A 17,748-nucleotide genomic window follows, 5' to 3' on the forward strand; every position below is an offset into this window, starting at 1 on the left:
TTGATTAATTGATATTAAGCAATTGATATTGAGTAATTGAAAGTAAGTAATTGATTTCTAGTTATTACTAACATATGGTTACTTTATATTGGTTTTTGATTTTATATCAACTCTTCAAGGATAGCCTCAAGATGGGGAAAGACTTTAAGGCTGCGCTTTAAAATTCCCTGCATATAAGCTATGGTTATCCCATAATTCGTAATGGGTATTCCCTGATCTACGGCACATTTCATACGGTAACGGACTTCCCGTTCATTCAACATACAGCCTCCGCAATGTACAATCATTTTATACGGGGACAAATCTTCCGGGAATTCAGTGCCGGAGGTAAATTCAAAATTTATGTTCTTACCGGTATAGTTTTTCATCCAACGGGGAATTTTAACTGTTCCGATATCATCACATTGACGGTGGTGGGAACAGCCCTCCGAAATCAAAACCGTATCGCCGTCCTCTAAAGCTTCAACAGCAATCACACCTTTTACCGCAGTATCTAACAGTCCTTTGTACCGTGCCATCAGGATGGAAAAAGAGGTAAGCGGGATATGATTGGGGGTGTCGGCAGATACCTTTGCAAATACCTGACTGTCGGTAATGACCATGGCAGGCTCTTTACCAAGACTTAATAAGGTATCCCGAAGCTCATACTCCTTCACAACGATAGCAGTCGCGTCAGCTTCTAAAATATCACGTATCGTCTGCTGCTGAGGTAGTATGAGTCTGCCTTTGGGAGCAGCTTTATCGATGGGAGTAACTAGTACCACAAAGTCAGAGGGGTGTAATAAATCTGCTACAATTTTTAATTTTTCATCCTCCACCGTAGTTAAGTGGGCAATTTTTTCTTTTAACTCCTGTATGCCGTCCTGTTTTTGGGCACTTACATATATTTCATTGGGCTTTGGATCAGGTATCGTATCAAGTAAATCCTGTTTATTATAGACAATCACATAAGGTACTTCCTTGGCGGTAAAGGTAGTAATCAGATCAAGGTCGGTATCCTTAATTCCTTCCGAGGCATCGATTACCAGTACGGCTATATCGGTTTTGTTAAGGACCTGTTTTGCCTTTTTTACACGCAATTCCCCAAGTCCCCCTTCGTCATCAATTCCAGGGGTGTCTATAATCATTACGGGACCCATAGGCAACAGTTCCATTGCCTTATAAACCGGGTCTGTGGTTGTTCCTTTTACTTCGGACACCACAGCAAGGGCCTGTCCGGTAACGGCATTAACCAGACTGGATTTACCGGCATTGCGCCGGCCGAAAAAACCGATGTGTATTCTATTCGCAGATGGAGTTTCATTTAGTCCCATAAGTATACCTCCAATTCGGGATGTTTAAAGTTTGAGTTTCATAATTGTAACAAGGATTGCAGCATATGTGTAAGGTATGATCTTGGTCAGGAAAGATTACAGTGTAGGTTTACTGACACTTGCACCTGAGGGAACCTTGGCAATAACTTCTTTCCGCGAGGTGCGCATCCATAACAGAGCGTTTTTGTGTAATTGGATACAATTTACTATTGCATAAAAAATGCGTCCGGCAAAGGACGCTATACATTCCTGTGTGAATATGCCTTTCGCCTTTATAAATTTTTGGCGTCAGAAGGAAATGACGTTGGTTTATGCTTAAACTCACTGCTTATATAACCTATAACATATGCGGTTATTATATCATTACTAAAAATTTATGTCAATTATTACGAAAGTTATTCTATTCCGTCTTGGTGTGGTGCGATTTACCAAGTTTAAATGGAATGAGGGATTATTCCAACGAAAAAATTACATATCAGAAAACTGCCATAGTCATAGAAAATAGGCTATTTGCTGTGTTTGTTATAATGTGATATCTACTTCGTATTTATCATTAACTAGTATGTAATTTCGGGTTTCCTCTTTACATCGTTTTAAATTATAGTTATTTTCTGTAAGAAGCAGTTCTCTTGTGCAGTATTTGGAGTCCTCCTTATCTCGGGATTCGATTGCATTGGCATGAGTAATTATATCATCATAATGTTGGTGGATATAGGTTTCACTAAAGATTAAGCAGGTATATTTTATGTGTTTTAAATATTCTTCGTCAAAAGATTTATGGTAGTCAAAGGGGATATAGCACCCTTCTATGGTTAAGTTTTGTTTGTTTTCGATACAGGTCTTGATTATTTCTCTGGTCACAGGCCAAATCACGTTCATGATATCTTTTACGTCATCTACAGGGGTTATTGTACTGAAACCACTTCGGATTAAGCCCATTTTTAAATGATCTTGTGATAAATATGGGAATCCATATTTATGTAACAACTTTTGTGCAAGTACTGTTTTTCCGGTATGTGAACTGCCGGCTATTAGAATTACCATATTTAATTCCTCCATTTTTCCCTGGGCAAGATTCTGATTGAGTCAATAAATCTCTGTTTGTCTTTTATACATGAATTTAACGAACCTCTACAGGAAAAGTGAGATTCAAGTTTTACATTTAGTATACCATTTATCGGAAAGGTTTACAACTAATTCCAAATGCGTTAAGTAAAGCATGGTTCATGATACTGCCAACCATTTGAAGTTATTCCTAACTTGGTATCTATCAAGCTTTATGAGAGACTATTGCTTAATTCAGTTTCCAAAGATATAATAAAAGAAACGAAGGATAGTTTTATAGCGGATACCCATTTTGACACACTGAAAATAATCAAACCGGAGGAAAGAAATATTATGGCTATCAAAAAAGTAACTTTAATTGGATTAGGAGCAATGGGAGTATTTTTTGCACCGAAACTGGATCACTATCTGGGAAAAGGTAACTTTCGTGTACTGGCAGAGGGAGAGCGGAAGGAAAGGTTAGAGACAAGAGGGGTAACCGTGAATGGTGTCAGACACCAATTTACAGTAATAACGCCTGACTTAAAAGAGGATACGGCGGATTTGATTATTATAGCGGTAAAAGAAACCGGTCTGAATCAGGCTATCACGGATATCCGTAACCAGGTTGGTGAGCATACCCTGATACTTTGTGTCTTAAACGGAATTGACAGTGAGGAAAGAGTTGCAGCGGTTTATGGCTGGGAACATGTTATGTATTCTTATATGAGAGTTTCCGTTGTCATGAAGGATGGAGTTACAGATGCAGTACCTGACTGGGGCAAAGTACATTTTGGTGAAGCTAAGAATGAAATAGTATCAGAACGGGTAAACTTAGTGAAAGAATTATTTGACGCCAGCGGTATCGGTTATAATATTGACCCGGATATGATTAAGGGCATGTGGTTTAAATTCATGTGCAATGTAGGCGAAAATCTGACCTGTGCTTTACTAGGCATACCCTTTGGGGCCTATCAGGTAAGTGAACATGCCAATGCCGTCCGTCATGCCGCAATGCGTGAGGTAATTCAAATTGCCAATAAACTCGGTGTCGGACTTGGCGAAGAAGACCTTGAAATTCAGGAAGGGACAATTAAAAAACTGCCCTTATCCAACAAGCCTTCCACCCTGCAGGACTTGGAGAACGGTCGAGTGACCGAAATAGATATGTTTGCCGGTAAAGTGGTGAAGCTAGGAGAAGAACTTGGAATAGAAACGCCTTTAAACTGGATGTTCTATCATGGCATTAAGGTGTGTGAAGAAAAGAATCTGGGAAAATTTAATTTTTAGAATAGCAATATGCCGTCAAAAGAAGAATTGACGATTTATAGGGGATATATTAATATCTACTTGACAACAAACTTAGAAATGATAAAATAAGTTATAAAATATATCATATTGTGGCAATGATAAGGAGTAGTAAAAGTAGTCTGACTTACAGAGAGTCACTGGTGGTGGAAAGTGGCAGTTAAGGACTTTGAACTCGCCTTGGAGCTCTCTGACTGAACATGTTAGTAGGCAGAGCGGGAGATCCCGTTACAGATTACAAGAGTACATTGCCTTTGGGCGATGGACTAGAGTGGTACCGCGGAAAGCAGTTCTTGCATAGATAGAACCTCTTCGTCTCTAGATTATTAGAGAGGAAGAGGTTTTTTAATGCGAATGAAACTTAAGAGGAATATGTCACTTAAGTAAGAGCGCTAGAGTCTGACAAGTCAGGCGCTTTCTAGTTTTACCAAGAAAAGAATAGATCCAAATATCAGGAGGAATGAAAAATGAGTGAGTTTTATTCACCAAAAGAAATTGAGGAAAAGTGGCAGGCAATCTGGGAGGAAGAAAAAGCGTTTAAAGTAGGTACAGATAAGAGCAAACCAAAGTTTTTTGCCTTGGTTGAGTTCCCTTATCCTTCAGGACAGGGTCTTCACGTAGGACATCCAAGACCTTATACAGCACTGGATATCATCGCCAGAAAAAGGAGACTGGAAGGTTATAATGTTTTATATCCTATGGGCTGGGATGCTTTCGGACTACCCACAGAAAATTATGCTATTAAGAACCATATCCATCCAAAGATTGTAACCAAGAAAAATATAGAACATTTTACAGAACAGTTAAAAGCTCTTGGTTATTCCTTTGACTGGGATAGAGAAATTAATACAACAGATCCAGAGTACTATAAATGGACCCAGTGGATTTTTTTACAGTTATTTAAAAAAGGACTTGCTTATAAGACAGAAATGCCTATAAACTGGTGTACTTCCTGTAAAGTTGGGCTTGCCAACGAAGAGGTTGTAGGCGGTGTCTGCGAACGCTGCGGCGGCGAAGTTGTCAGAAAAGTAAAAAGCCAGTGGATGTTAAAAATCACAGACTATGCGGACAAATTAATCGATGACCTTAGCATGGTGGATTATATTGAAAAAATTAAAGTATCCCAGGTAAACTGGATTGGACGTTCTGTCGGTGCGGAAGTGGATTTTAAAATAGCCGGAAAAGAAGAAAACTTACGTATTTTTACTACCAGACCAGATACCTTATTCGGGGCAACCTATATGGTTATCTCACCGGAACATCCTTTAATTGATAAGTATAAGAATGAAATTAAGAACTATGAAGCCTTAATTAATTACCGGGAGCAGGCGGCCAAGAAATCTGACTTTGAACGTACAGAACTGGTTAAGGAAAAGACCGGTGTTGTGATTGAAGGCTTGACGGCTGTTAATCCGGTGAATAAAAAAGAAATCCCCATCTGGATCTCTGATTATGTATTAATGACTTATGGTACCGGTGCCATTATGGCTGTACCGGCTCATGATGAAAGAGACTGGGATTTTGCAAAGAAGTTTAATTTACCAATTGTCGAGGTTGTTGCAGGCGGTAAAGTGGAAGAAGCTGCCTTTACCAATACCTCCACCGGTAAGCTGGTTAATTCTGAATTCCTAGATGGTCTGGAAGTTGCCGAAGCAAAACAAAAGATATTAGAATGGTTAATGGATAATGGAATCGGAACGAAAAAGGTGAATTATAAATTAAGGGACTGGGTGTTCTCACGTCAGAGATACTGGGGAGAACCGATTCCTATTGTCCACTGTGATAAATGTGGTTATGTTCCTATTCCAGAAAGTGAATTACCTTTACTGCTTCCAGAAGTGGAAAGCTATGAACCTACCGATAATGGTGAGTCCCCTATTGCTAAGATGACGGACTGGGTGGAAACTACCTGCCCTCACTGCGGCGGAAAAGCCCACCGGGAAACAGATACCATGCCTCAATGGGCAGGATCTTCCTGGTACTTTTTAAGATACATTGATCCTCATAACCAAACTGCATTTGCAGGCAAAGAAGAACTTGACTACTGGATGCCGGTAGACTGGTATAACGGTGGTATGGAACATACTACACTGCATCTGTTATACTCCCGTTTCTGGCATAAATTCCTTTATGACCAGGGACTAGTGAACACACCGGAACCATATAAGAAGAGAACCTCCCATGGTATGATTCTTGGAGAGAACAATGAAAAGATGTCTAAATCCAGAGGCAATGTCATTAATCCAGATGATATTATCAATGAATTTGGTGCAGATACCTTAAGAACCTATGAGATGTTCATCGGTGCATTTGATTTAAGCGCGGCCTGGTCCAATGAAGGGGTTAAAGGTTGCCGCCGTTTCCTTGACAGGGTATGGAAGTTAAAAGACATGGTAAAAGAAGGTGATTCCTATTCCGCAGACCTTGAAACTAAAATGCATCAGACGATTAAAAAAGTAACCTTTGATTTTGAAAGCATGAAGTTTAATACAGCGATCGCAGCCATGATGGCACTGGTAAATGAATTTTACCGTATCGGTTCCATAACAATGGGTGAATTTAAGACCTTACTGTTACTTTTAAATCCGGTAGCCCCTCACGTTACAGAAGAGTTATGGCAGTTAACTGGAGAAAGGGTAAGAATCTATCAGGCATCCTGGCCAGCATATGAAGAAGAGAAGACCATTGAAAATACAGTAGAAATTGCCGTTCAGATTAACGGCAAGGTAAAAGCAAACCTGGTCATCTCCCTGGATGAAAAGCAGGAAGAAGTAGAAGCAAAAGCGAAGGAATTAGATGCTATTAAAGCAGCATTAAATGGCAAGACTATAGTTAAAGTTATCTATGTTCCGGGAAGAATTTTAAATATTGTTGTAAGATAAGGATTATATAATCGTAACTTATCAGCCGGCGCAGGAAGGATTTTTATAACTTGCGCCGGCTGTAATTTATGGTATGATTAAATAAAAAAGAGAAACTGAAAGTTCGTTGTAATAAAAATGCAGCAAGAAGCCGACACGAAAGCTAAGGAGGAGTTCTTATGCCAATAAATACATCCAACATATTCGATGCCCTTACCATAAAGTGGTTTGAACGATCCCTTGGTGAACCGACAGCGGTGCAAAAAGAAGCTTGGCCGGCCATTGCAGAAGGAAGACATACCCTTGTATCTGCACCCACCGGAACCGGTAAGACCCTTTCTGCTTTTTTAGTATTTATTGACCGATTAAAAGCTGAGGCCAGGGCGGGAGTATTAAAGCAGGAATTACAGCTTATCTATATATCCCCGTTAAAGGCACTGGCTGGAGATATCCGAGAAAACCTGCGTAAACCCCTTAACGGGATTTTGGAGGAAGAGCTAAAAGCCGGCATCAATACCGGCAGGGAGCCCTTTCATCTGACCATAGCCATACGTACCGGGGACACACCTCAAAGTGAGCGCCGTAAGATGATTAAAACACCTCCCCACATTCTGATAACCACACCGGAATCCCTTTATCTGATGCTTACCAGTAAATCCGGACAATCAATCCTTCACACGGCTAAATACCTGATAATTGATGAACTTCATGCCCTGATAGATTCTAAACGGGGAGCCCATCTGATGCTTTGCGCTGCAAGACTGGATCAGTTGTGCGAAAAACCCTTGCAGCGTATTGGCCTATCGGCTACTATAGAACCACTAAATAAGGCAGCAGAGTATCTAGCCCCGGAACCAGCGGCAATTATAGCACCTAAGATGGGAAAAGAAGTCAGACTCGTGATTACAAGTCCTTTAGCGGAGAAAAAACCTGCCATGAAGGACCCTGTCTGGCAGGAACTGGCAGGCATGATCTACGAACAGTGTATCAAAGCAAAAAGTGTCATAGCCTTTGTGGAGGGACGCAGATATGCGGAAAAGCTTGCCTATTATGTAAATCAATTGGGAGGGGAAGGCTTTGCAAGAACCCATCATGGGAGCTTATCCAAGGAACAGAGATTTGAAGTGGAAAATTCCCTGCGAGAGGGGAATTTAAGGCTGTTATGTGCTACCTCCTCTATGGAGCTTGGAATTGATGTGGGAGAAATTGACCAGGTATTCCAAATTGGCTGTCCACGTTCCATCTCCAGTACCTTACAGCGTCTTGGCCGGGCCGGACATAACCCTAACCGGATTAGCGTTATGCATATGTTCCCCCGTGCGGCAGCAGAAGGTCTATACTGCGGATTAACGGCAGAAGTAGTACGGCAAGGCGGAGTTGAGCCCTCAAAGCCTCCCCGGCTATGCCTGGATGTATTGGCTCAGCACCTTGTATCCATGGCAGCGGTAAAGAGCTACAATCTTGAGGAAGTTATGGAAGTTTTAAGCAGAGCTTATCCCTTTCAGACAGTGACCAGGGAAGAGGTTAAAGGGGTTCTTCGGATGTTAGCAGGAGATTATGAACATGATCTTGACCTGCCTGTCCGCCCAAGAATCCTGTATGACCGTATCCATGAACGTGTGGAGGGTGATAATTACAGCCGTATGTTAGCCGTATCCGCAGGGGGAACCATTCCTGACAAGGGGCTTTATACAGTGAGAACCGAGAGTGGAGTTAAGCTTGGAGAGCTGGATGAGGAATTTATCTTTGAATCCAGAGTAGGTGACAGATTCCTTTTAGGTACCTTTGGCTGGCAGATAAAAAATATTCAAAAAGATACGGTAGTAGTTACCCAGGCACCTCCAGGCGGAGCCAGGCTTCCTTTTTGGAAAGGTGAGATAAAGGGCAGAAGAATACAGACAGGAATAGCTTTTGGAAAGATATTTAAAAGATTAAGCCAGGCAGAAGAGAGGGGCTGTTTAAACGAAGAATTACTCCGTTTGGGACTGAATGAACCGGCGGCGGAAAGTGCCGGGGAATATCTGAAACGACAGCTTACGGCTACTAATAGTCTGCCGGATGACAGTACGGTTTTGGTGGAACACTTTACAGATGAAAATGGACTTCCCCAGATAATGGTTCATTCCATCTTTGGCAGGCAGGTTAATGAACCTCTGGCCATCCTTGCCAGAGAAGCTGCTGTAAAAAGGACTGGGGAAACAATTAACTGTGTGGCGGATGATGATGGATTTTTATTATACCCATTTGGTGACTGTGATCTTCCCGACCGTTTATTATATGATATACCAGTCGCTTCGGCAAAACAGATACTATACGCACTGCTGCCCAAAGAACCTCTATTTAACATGACCTTTCGTTATAATGCCGGTAGAGCCCTGATGATGGGAGTGAGAAAAAACGGACGTCAGCCATTGTGGTTACAACGTATGCGAAGTGCCGAGATGTTAGACTCTATGGTTAAATATGAAAATCACCCATTAATTCAGGAGACAAAGCGGGAATGTTTAGAGGATAACTGGGATATAGAAGGGGTTATGTATGTACTAAATGGGATACAAAGTGGTAATATCAATCTTTTGGAAATGTATCTGGATACACCGTCACCTATGTCTTTTCTACTAAGGCAGCAGACAGAGGCATCCATGATGTATGATTATGCCCCTACACCGGTTGGAATCATAAAAGCTTCTGAGGAAGCACTAAAACAGGTAGAGATGATTACCCCGGATACCGAACAGCTTGCCAAAGTGTCTATGCGGACCCATCTTCCGGAGGATGAAAACCAGCTTCACTCCCTGCTTATGATGGAGGGGGATATTATGGCTGGAGAACTGGATATTCCCATTGAATGGCTTGAAGCTTTAGTACAGAAAGAACAGGTGGAGTATATCGAACCGGGGCTGTGGATTGCGGCGGAACAAAAGGATAAGTATATGGCTGCGCTGATTGAGAATGATTTAGAAGCCAGAATGGAACTTGTGCGAAAAGTTTTAAGATACCGGGGTGAGAGTACTGTGCTGCAGATTGGGGAACGGTATTTCTGGTCGGAGGAAGAGGCATATAAAGTACTGAACCGTCTGTGCGAACAGGAAAGTGTTGTAGAAAAAGACGGTGTGTATTATCATGGGGAATTATACAGCAGAGCCCAGAGAGAAACGGTAAAGAACCTTAGACGGCAGATAAAAACCCAGGGACCTGAGCGTTATGCAGCGCTTTTAATTAACCGTATCCGCATTAGCGCACCAGCCCTGGAACAGCTTGAGAGAACCTTGGAATTATTAGCCGGACTGCCCTTTCAGATTTCATTATGGGAAAGCACCTTACTGCCTTACCGGGTGAAAGGGTACCGTACCGAGCTTTTGGATACACTTTTAACTCAGGGAAAACTTTTCTGGCATATGATAAACGGAGAAGGTCTTATGTTCCAATCTTATGAAGACATAGACTGGGAGGCTGAGCTTACAGTAAATCTGAATTCTTTAGAAGGTAATGAAAAGCTCGTATATGAAGCATTATTAAAACAGGGAGCCAGTTTTACCCAGAGGCTGGCAAGCCTCTTAGGAGGCAGCTCTCCTTATGATGTCTTACTTTCATTAACTGAAAAAGGTCTTATCTGTTCCGACAGTTATCAGCCGGTCAGGTTATGGCTGAACCGGGAAAAGATAGAAAAAGCCTCAGCCAGACAACGTGTTGGAGCACGCAGCAAGGCACTGTCCACGGGACGATGGGAAGTAATCCGCCCCCTTATGGAGTTTGATTTGGAACAGCAGTTGGAGCGTATATTTGACCGGGTAGTTATTCTTAGCAGGGAAACAGCAGGGGAGATAAACTGGGGTGAAGCCCTTTCGGTTTTGCGGGTATGGGAATATACGGGGCGAGTAAGAAGAGGATATTTTATAGAAGGGCTTTCTGGAATCCAGTTTATCAGAGAAAAGGATTTCAACGGGACCATGTCGATATTAGAACAGACTGACAATCAGCTTGTTTGGCTTCCTGCCTCTGATCCATCCCAGCCCTGGGGAAAATTTCTGCCCCACAGTAAGGAAAAATCCTTCCTTAACGTAGCCGGAACCGTGGTTTCCTTAAAGGGAGGTATGCCGGTTATGGTGTTTGAGCGTCAGGGAAAAGTACTGCGGATTTTTGAAGCTGCGGATTTAGAGGAAAGTCTTAACGTATTTGCCCAGGATTTTCATGGAAAACGTTTGTATCAAACCTTAAACCGTCTGGTAGTAAAACAGTATCCGGCATCAGCGGCCCCTGCCTTATCTGCCGCAGGTTTTATCAGGGAAATGCAGGATTATGTGTTATATCGGAAATAACTACATGGCATAAGAAAAAGAGAGGTTAAATAACTTATGAAAAAAATAATATCAAAATTTCAATATAATTCCCCGGTTACCCTTACCTTTGCACTGATCTCCTTAGCAGTCCTGTTACTTGGAATTGTTACCAACGGGATTAGTACGAATTTACTTTTTTGTACCTATAGGTCCTATTTGACGGATCCTCTCGCTTATTTAAGGCTGTTTACTCATGTTCTGGGACATGCGAACTGGGCACATTTTTCCGGTAATATGGTTCTATTTCTGGTACTGGGACCAATGCTTGAGGAAAAATACGGTTCCAAACTTTTATTGGCTATGATAGTGGTCACAGCCTTTGTATCCGGTTTATTTTATGTTGTTTTTTATCCCCAGAATGCTTTACTTGGAGCCAGTGGCATCGTATTCATGATGATTGTCCTTTCCTCGGCAGCAGGTATGGAGGCAGGCAGGATTCCTATCACTTTGATATTGGTTTTGATTATCTATATAGGCGGGGAAATGATGAGCAGTATCGGAGTAAAGGATGGTATTGCCCATGGAGCTCATATATTGGGTGGTATCTGCGGCGCAGGCTTTGGATTTTTAGGAATCAACAGAAAATTTGGTGCTGGGATAGGTAAGAGAAAGTGATTTACCATGACATAAATTACCATAACAGAAATTATCATGACAAAATGATACCTGGACAGACCAATTGCCAGGACAAGATAAACATTGGGATAAATTATTTATCATGACAATTAAAATAGAAATTTAGACTTATATTGATTTAATAAAAAAGGACAATACTGTATTGGTATGTCAGACGATGACTCCTAATATACTATAATGATAAAAAGCGATACGGAGCATCTTGTGATACTGAAAAAATATAAAATGGTTATACTTACTGTTTTTATGTTTGCATTAGCGTACTTTTTAGGCGGCGGGATAGCCATGCTGGTTAATGCATATGGCAGTCATGCTATTATGGAAGCAGGGGAAGAAAACTGGGGACTTGGTTTTTCAACAGAAGGAAAACCACCCACAGGAAATGCAACCGCAGATGAATTAAAAAAATATGATACCTATTATATTGGAGATACCAGCAAGAAGGAAATATACTTAACGTTTGATGCGGGTTATGAAAATGGGTACACAGGAGCAATACTGGATGCCCTGAAAAAACACAATGTACACGCTACCTTTTTCCTGGTAGGCAACTTTATAACCAGCAGTCCGGATCTGGTGAAACGGATTGTGGCAGAAGGTCATTGCGTAGGCAATCATACGTATCATCATCCGAATATGTCAAATATATCTACCATGGAATCCTTCCGTAAGGAACTGGAGGATTTAGAGAAAGTATATGAGGATACCACCGGCCAGAAAATGGTGAAATTTTACCGTCCCCCTCAGGGCAAATACAGCCAGAGCAACTTAAAGATGGCTCAGGAATTAGGGTATAAAACCTTTTTCTGGAGTCTTGCCTATGTGGATTGGTATAATGATAAACAGCCTACCAAGGAAGAAGCCTTTAAAAAGCTTTTAGGCAGGATTCATCCCGGCGCAATTGTTTTACTCCACAGTACTTCGAAAACCAATTCCGAAATCCTGGATGAATTGCTGACCAAATGGGAAGAGATGGGCTATACGTTTGGTACCTTGAATGAGCTGACCGGACAGCAGCAGTAAGTTAACTGAGTAAAAAGAGTTGACACTCCTATATCAAAATGATACAGTAATTTCTATGACAATAAGATACATATTCAGTATAAATAATTGTTACAGCGGAAAGGGTTAATAAAATGCCAAAGAAGAACAATACCATCTATATAATTCTGGGACTGTTAAATCACGAGGAACTTAGCGGTTATGATATAAAAAAGAGAATAGATGATATGATCAGCCATTTCTGGGAGGTAGGGTATGGACAGATTTATCCTACTTTAAAAACCATGGAAGCAAAAGGACTGGTGTTTCGCAAGCCAGACGGAAATTACAGGGGACCGGAACGTAACCTGTATTCCATAACCGAAGAAGGTAAAAAAGTGCTAAAGGAATGGCTGGTACTGCCAGAAGATAAAGAGTATGTAAAATATGAAATCCTGTTAAAGCTGTTTTTTGGCAGTATGGTAACGGTAGAGGATAATATAGAACGGATTGAAACCTTTAAAGAACGGCAGCTTCAAAGTGTTAAAATTTTGGAGATTTTTGAAGCTAATTTAAAACAGGTAATGCAGGAAGATGAGGATCACTTATATTACTATCTTACCGTATTATTTGGAGAACAGATTTATAAAGCTTATATTGAATGGGCGAAGCAGGCAGTGAAGGTATTGAAAGAAGTACAGGAGAATAAGCAGAAAGAAGATAATGAAAATCGTAAAGTATAAGAAGATAGATAAGCTTAAAAAGTAAAAAGTAATAGTAAGGGTAATCACGCCTTCAATGCATGAAGTAAGATATGGCCGAACTCTATTAGGATTTCTTACTTCATGCATTTACTCAGCGATACTAAGACCAATTCTTTACATTTCCTAAAATAGTGGTATAATTGACTCAAGTTTTAAGATTATTGTTAGGCTTATAAGCAGGAGGATGTTTATGCAAAGAAGAACCAGGCATATACTGGATAGGATAGATATGAATATAAATAGAACGGGTAAATAAAGCAGACCAGGTGGTCTGCTTTATTTATTTTAACAATTTACCATGATAAACAGATAATGTAAGCGTGCAAAAGGATGAAGAATACAAATAGGAGGAACAAACAGTATGAAACCAGTAGTAATCACAGGAAATGACCTTACGATAGAAGAGGTAGTCCGTGTAAGCAGATATGGGGCGGCAGTACAGCTTAATAAAGATGCGAAAGAAAGGGTTATAGCATCAAGAAAAGCCGTGGATACCCTGACCGCCGAGGAAAGGGTGGTGTATGGTATCACCACCGGTTTTGGTAATTTCTGCAACACAGTTATTTCTTCTAACGAATCCAGGAAACTTCAAAGAAATCTGATTATCTCCCATGCGGTGGGGGCCGGAGAACCTTTTGAGGAAGAGGTAGTAAGGGCTATCATCCTGCTCCGTATTAATAATCTGGCGAAAGGTTACTCCGGTATCCGTCTTGAAACCCTGCTGACTATGATCCTTATGTTAAATAAGGGCGTAACTCCTGTTGTACCGCAAAAGGGATCCCTTGGTGCAAGCGGTGACCTGGTTCCGCTTTCTCATATGGTACTTCCTATGCTTGGAATGGGTAAAGCAGTATATCAAAATCAGATATATGACGGAGGTACAGCCATGGACCTTGCGGGAATTCCGACAATAGAGCTGACTGAAAAGGAAGGGCTGGCATTAATTAACGGAACTCAGGTTATGACTGCGGCAGGTACACTTGCACTTTTTGATACCCTATGGCTGGTTAAGACTGCTGATATTGCAGCAGCTTTAAGTTTTGAAGCTCAGAACGGTATTATAGATGCCCTGGATCCCAGAATACAGGAATTAAGACCTCATAAAGGACAAATTGATACGGCACGAATTATTAACAGACTCCTTAAGGAAAGCAAAAACATAACAAGACAAGGAGAGTTAAGAGTACAGGACGCCTATTCCCTGCGCTGCGTTCCTCAGGTACATGGAGCCAGTAAAGATGCACTGAACTATGTGAAAGAGAAAATAGAGATAGAGATTAACTCTGTAACAGATAACCCTATTATATTCGCAGATACCTATGAAGGAATTTCTGGAGGGAATTTTCATGGTCAGGCCATGGCCCTTAGTTTTGATTTTCTGGGAATTGCGGTTGCGGAACTTGGCAGCATTGCAGAGCGCCGGATTGAACGGATGGTTAACTCAAACTTAAGTGGACTGCCTGCATTTTTAGTGGAGCATGGAGGACTTAATTCCGGTTATATGATTGTGCAGTATTCAGCCGCTTCTTTAGTATCTGAAAATAAAGTACTAGCCCATCCTGCCAGTGTAGATAGTATTCCGTCCTCTGCCAACCAGGAGGATCATGTGAGTATGGGTACCATTGCAGCCAGGAAAGCCAATGAGATTATGAAAAACGTAAGACGTATCTTAGCTATGGAATTGATGTGTGCCTGCCAGGCTGTAGATTTGCGGGGTAATAAAGGTCTTGGGATCGGAACAGAAGCAGCTTATGGCTTAATAAGGGAAAAGATTGAAAAACTTGTGGAAGACAGAGCCTTATATGAGGATATTAATCAAAGTGAGGAATTAATCAAAAGCGGTGAGCTAATCAAACGTGTAGAGCAAGAGGCCGGAGAGCTTTTGTTTTAGGGAATATTAGATTTATAGCCTGGAACTTAAGTCCTCATTGTTATTTCTGAAAAGTCTTTAAGGTACCAGAGCTATAAATCCTGTGTTAAGATGGTATAGTAAAATATGATTCGAAGCTGGGTTTTGACACGCAAATCATGCTTCAATTTATTAGGCAATTGGGAAACAATATAGTTCTTTGAATATATCATACAATTAATACGGATTTCATAGCTTCAGTTGCCCTACGGACAAGTGAAGCTCTGAGATTGTATTATTTGCATGATACATAAATAAGATATTGGAGTTTCGCAATTACCTAATTCAAATTATGGAAGAAAGGAGAAAGTAAGTTATGACACCCGAAAATAGCCGTTATTAATTGTAAATTAATAGTGATTTTGTAATGAGTTTTTGATTCATGAAACCTGGTTTTGTCAGGTTTTATTGTTATACTCTTTACGGAATGAGGCATTTAAAGGGAAATTACTTTATCTACAATTCCATATTATTGATAATATTTCAGTATTCGTCATGGATGAAATGGGGAATTACAGTAATTCAGAAAGTTTTCATAGTTATTACTTTGAAACATTTACTGTTTATGAAATAAATTCGAGAAATGTGTATGTTAACTGTAAGAAGAATTTTGCTTCTTGCAGTTTTTTTATTGCATAGGAAACTTCTTCGAACTTACCTAGCAATAAAAAAGCCTTCCAGGCAGGATGCGCATGATGCACTTAAGGAAGATTGTCACTGTCGTGACAGTGCGTCAGCGCTAGAGTCTGGCGAGCCAGACTCTTTGTTCTTTCTATGAGGAAGTTTGTTGGTCCTGATTGATTTGTAGTGCTTTAAAGCCTCTTCCGTAAGCAAATAATAAGTAAGGAAGGTATAAACATGTTTGATATATCACTGGATGGAGTAAAAAAATATATGGATTCCACATTGGTCCTAAAAAATATAACCTTTATGGTGAATGGAGGAGAAAAAGCCGGAATAATCGGAGAAAACGGAAGCGGCAAAACAACAATCCTTAAATTAATAGCAGGTAAATTAAAACTAAATCACTGTGCAGGTTACCCCTTTGCGCCGGTACCTCCCGGATATGATGAAGGCTTTGTGGTAAAACCGGATACTTGTGTCTGCGCATATCTTGATCAGATGCCGGAATATGGGGAGGGGTTAAAGGTAATTGATGTATTAAACCTGGCATTTGAAGAAGTCCAAGAGATTGAAAAGGATATGCGTAAGTTGGAAGAGGAGATGAAGGTGCTAATAGACCATGATTTGGATGCAGTCCTTAAGAAATACAGCAAATTGTCAGAGCTTTATGAACTAAAGGGTGGTTACGAAACAGCAGAGAAAGTAAATCGTATCTGCAAAGGGCTAAAATTCGAAGAGAGCTTTTTAAGACAGGAATTTAACCTGTTGAGCGGCGGAGAAAAGACTACCGTAGTACTTGGTAAACTGCTTATTGATAATCCGGATATCCTGCTGCTGGATGAACCGACCAATCATCTGGACATGGAGTCGGTGGAATGGCTGGAGGAATATCTTAAGAATTACAAAGGGACCGTAATAATTGTATCCCATGACCGGTATTTTCTAGATCATGTGGTTACTAAAATCATTGAAATTGAAGATAAGATAAGTGTTACCTATAAGGGCAACTACTCCCAGTATGTTTTGTTTAAAGAGGATAAACTGAGAATTCAAAACGACAACTATAAAGAACAGCAAAAGAAGATCAATTCCATGGAAAAGTCCGTGAAAGAATTAAGGGACTGGGCACAGAGGGCAGATAATAACAAGTTCTTTAAGAGGGCTGCCAGTATGCAGATTAAGCTTGACAAAATGGAACGGGTAGAAAAGCCGGTATTTGAGAAACGAAATATGAAGTTGAATTTTAGCACTTCCGAACGGTCAGGCAATGTGACCATACAGGCAGTAAACCTTTCTAAAGGTTTCGGGGATAAGATGCTTTTGAAAGAGACTGGATTACTGGTTAATTATGGAGAAAGGGTGGCATTGATTGGCGCCAATGGCAGTGGAAAGACAACCTTTTTAAAAATGCTGCTGGGTGAAGAAACACCTGATGAAGGTTATGTTAAGCTGGGAGCTAATGTAAGAACTGCCTACCTGCCCCAGAAGATCAGTTTTGATAATGAAGACCTCACTGTGTTGGACTGCTTTCGGGAAGATCTCATGATTCTTGAAGGGAAAGCCAGGGAATATCTGGCCAAATTCATGTTTTATGGAGGAAATGTTTACAAGAAGATAAAACATCTATCTGGAGGTGAGAAAATACGACTTAAGTTAAGTAAGCTGCTATATGAGGATATTAATTTGCTGATACTTGATGAACCTACGAATCATCTGGATACAGTATCCATAGAAACTCTCGAAAAAGCACTGGAAGGGTTTAAAGGAACTATATTTTTTATATCCCACGACAGATACTTTATTAATAAAATTGGGGAAAGAGTTATCGCCATAGAAGAAAAAAACTTTAAAAGTTATCCGGGAAATTTTGATTATTATAGAGAGATGCTAGACGAATTATGTTTGAGAAGAGATACTTCAGTGCAGAGTAAAAAATAAAATTATAAACCTTGATTGGTATATTTTAGG

General features: G+C 40.6%; 10 protein-coding genes and 1 other annotated feature. Of the genes, 8 read left to right on the plus strand and 2 right to left on the minus strand.

All coding sequences use genetic code 11. The annotated features are described in order from the left end of the window. Nucleotides 1–101: 101 nt before the first annotated feature. Both hydF and QA584_RS09120 read right to left on the minus strand, forming a co-directional pair. Nucleotides 102–1,313 carry a [FeFe] hydrogenase H-cluster maturation GTPase HydF gene (hydF, locus tag QA584_RS09115; RefSeq protein WP_278274205.1) on the minus strand — a complete coding sequence of 404 codons (1,212 nt, stop codon included), beginning with the start codon at nt 1,311–1,313 and terminating at the stop codon, nt 102–104. 522 nt (nt 1,314–1,835) lie between these two features. Beyond that, nucleotides 1,836–2,357 carry an adenylate kinase gene (locus QA584_RS09120; protein WP_278274206.1) on the minus strand — a complete coding sequence of 174 codons (522 nt, stop codon included), beginning with the start codon at nt 2,355–2,357 and terminating at the stop codon, nt 1,836–1,838. Nucleotides 2,358–2,603: 246 nt separating this feature from the next. On the opposite strand from QA584_RS09120, the gene QA584_RS09125 reads away from it, so the two are divergent. The 8 genes from QA584_RS09125 to abc-f all read left to right on the plus strand — a co-directional run bounded on the left by QA584_RS09125 (nt 2,604) and on the right by abc-f (nt 17,718). Continuing rightward, nucleotides 2,604–3,647: a ketopantoate reductase family protein gene (locus QA584_RS09125; RefSeq protein ID WP_331487873.1), complete on the plus strand. Its 1,044-nt coding sequence runs from the start codon at nt 2,604–2,606 to the stop codon at nt 3,645–3,647. A gap of 107 nt (nt 3,648–3,754) precedes the next feature. Then, nucleotides 3,755–3,988: a binding site (T-box leader), on the plus strand. Between the two features lie 144 nt (nt 3,989–4,132). Next, entirely contained in the window at nt 4,133–6,547 is a 2,415-nt protein-coding gene (leuS, locus tag QA584_RS09130; protein ID WP_278274207.1) for a leucine--tRNA ligase, read from the plus strand. Nucleotides 6,548–6,705: 158 nt separating this feature from the next. Beyond that, nucleotides 6,706–10,845: a DEAD/DEAH box helicase gene (locus tag QA584_RS09135; RefSeq protein ID WP_278274208.1), complete on the plus strand. Its 4,140-nt coding sequence runs from the start codon at nt 6,706–6,708 to the stop codon at nt 10,843–10,845. 36 nt (nt 10,846–10,881) lie between these two features. After that, nucleotides 10,882–11,481, plus strand: a complete 600-nt coding sequence (locus QA584_RS09140) for a rhomboid family intramembrane serine protease (RefSeq protein WP_278274209.1) — start codon at nt 10,882–10,884, stop codon at nt 11,479–11,481. Nucleotides 11,482–11,727: 246 nt separating this feature from the next. Next, nucleotides 11,728–12,525, plus strand: coding sequence for a delta-lactam-biosynthetic de-N-acetylase (pdaA, locus tag QA584_RS09145; RefSeq protein WP_442870356.1), 798 nt, complete (start codon nt 11,728–11,730; stop codon nt 12,523–12,525). Nucleotides 12,526–12,638: 113 nt separating this feature from the next. Continuing rightward, nucleotides 12,639–13,226: a PadR family transcriptional regulator gene (locus tag QA584_RS09150; RefSeq protein WP_278274211.1), complete on the plus strand. Its 588-nt coding sequence runs from the start codon at nt 12,639–12,641 to the stop codon at nt 13,224–13,226. Between the two features lie 382 nt (nt 13,227–13,608). Further along, on the plus strand, nt 13,609–15,138 hold the full coding sequence (gene hutH / locus QA584_RS09155; RefSeq protein ID WP_278274212.1) for a histidine ammonia-lyase: 1,530 nt from the start codon (nt 13,609–13,611) through the stop codon (nt 15,136–15,138). 876 nt (nt 15,139–16,014) lie between these two features. Beyond that, on the plus strand, nt 16,015–17,718 hold the full coding sequence (abc-f, locus tag QA584_RS09160) for a ribosomal protection-like ABC-F family protein (RefSeq protein WP_278274213.1): 1,704 nt from the start codon (nt 16,015–16,017) through the stop codon (nt 17,716–17,718). Nucleotides 17,719–17,748 lie beyond the last annotated feature (30 nt).

The organism is Anaerocolumna sp. AGMB13025 (assembly GCF_029689925.1).
Classification (GTDB): Bacteria; Bacillota; Clostridia; order Lachnospirales; family Lachnospiraceae; genus Anaerocolumna.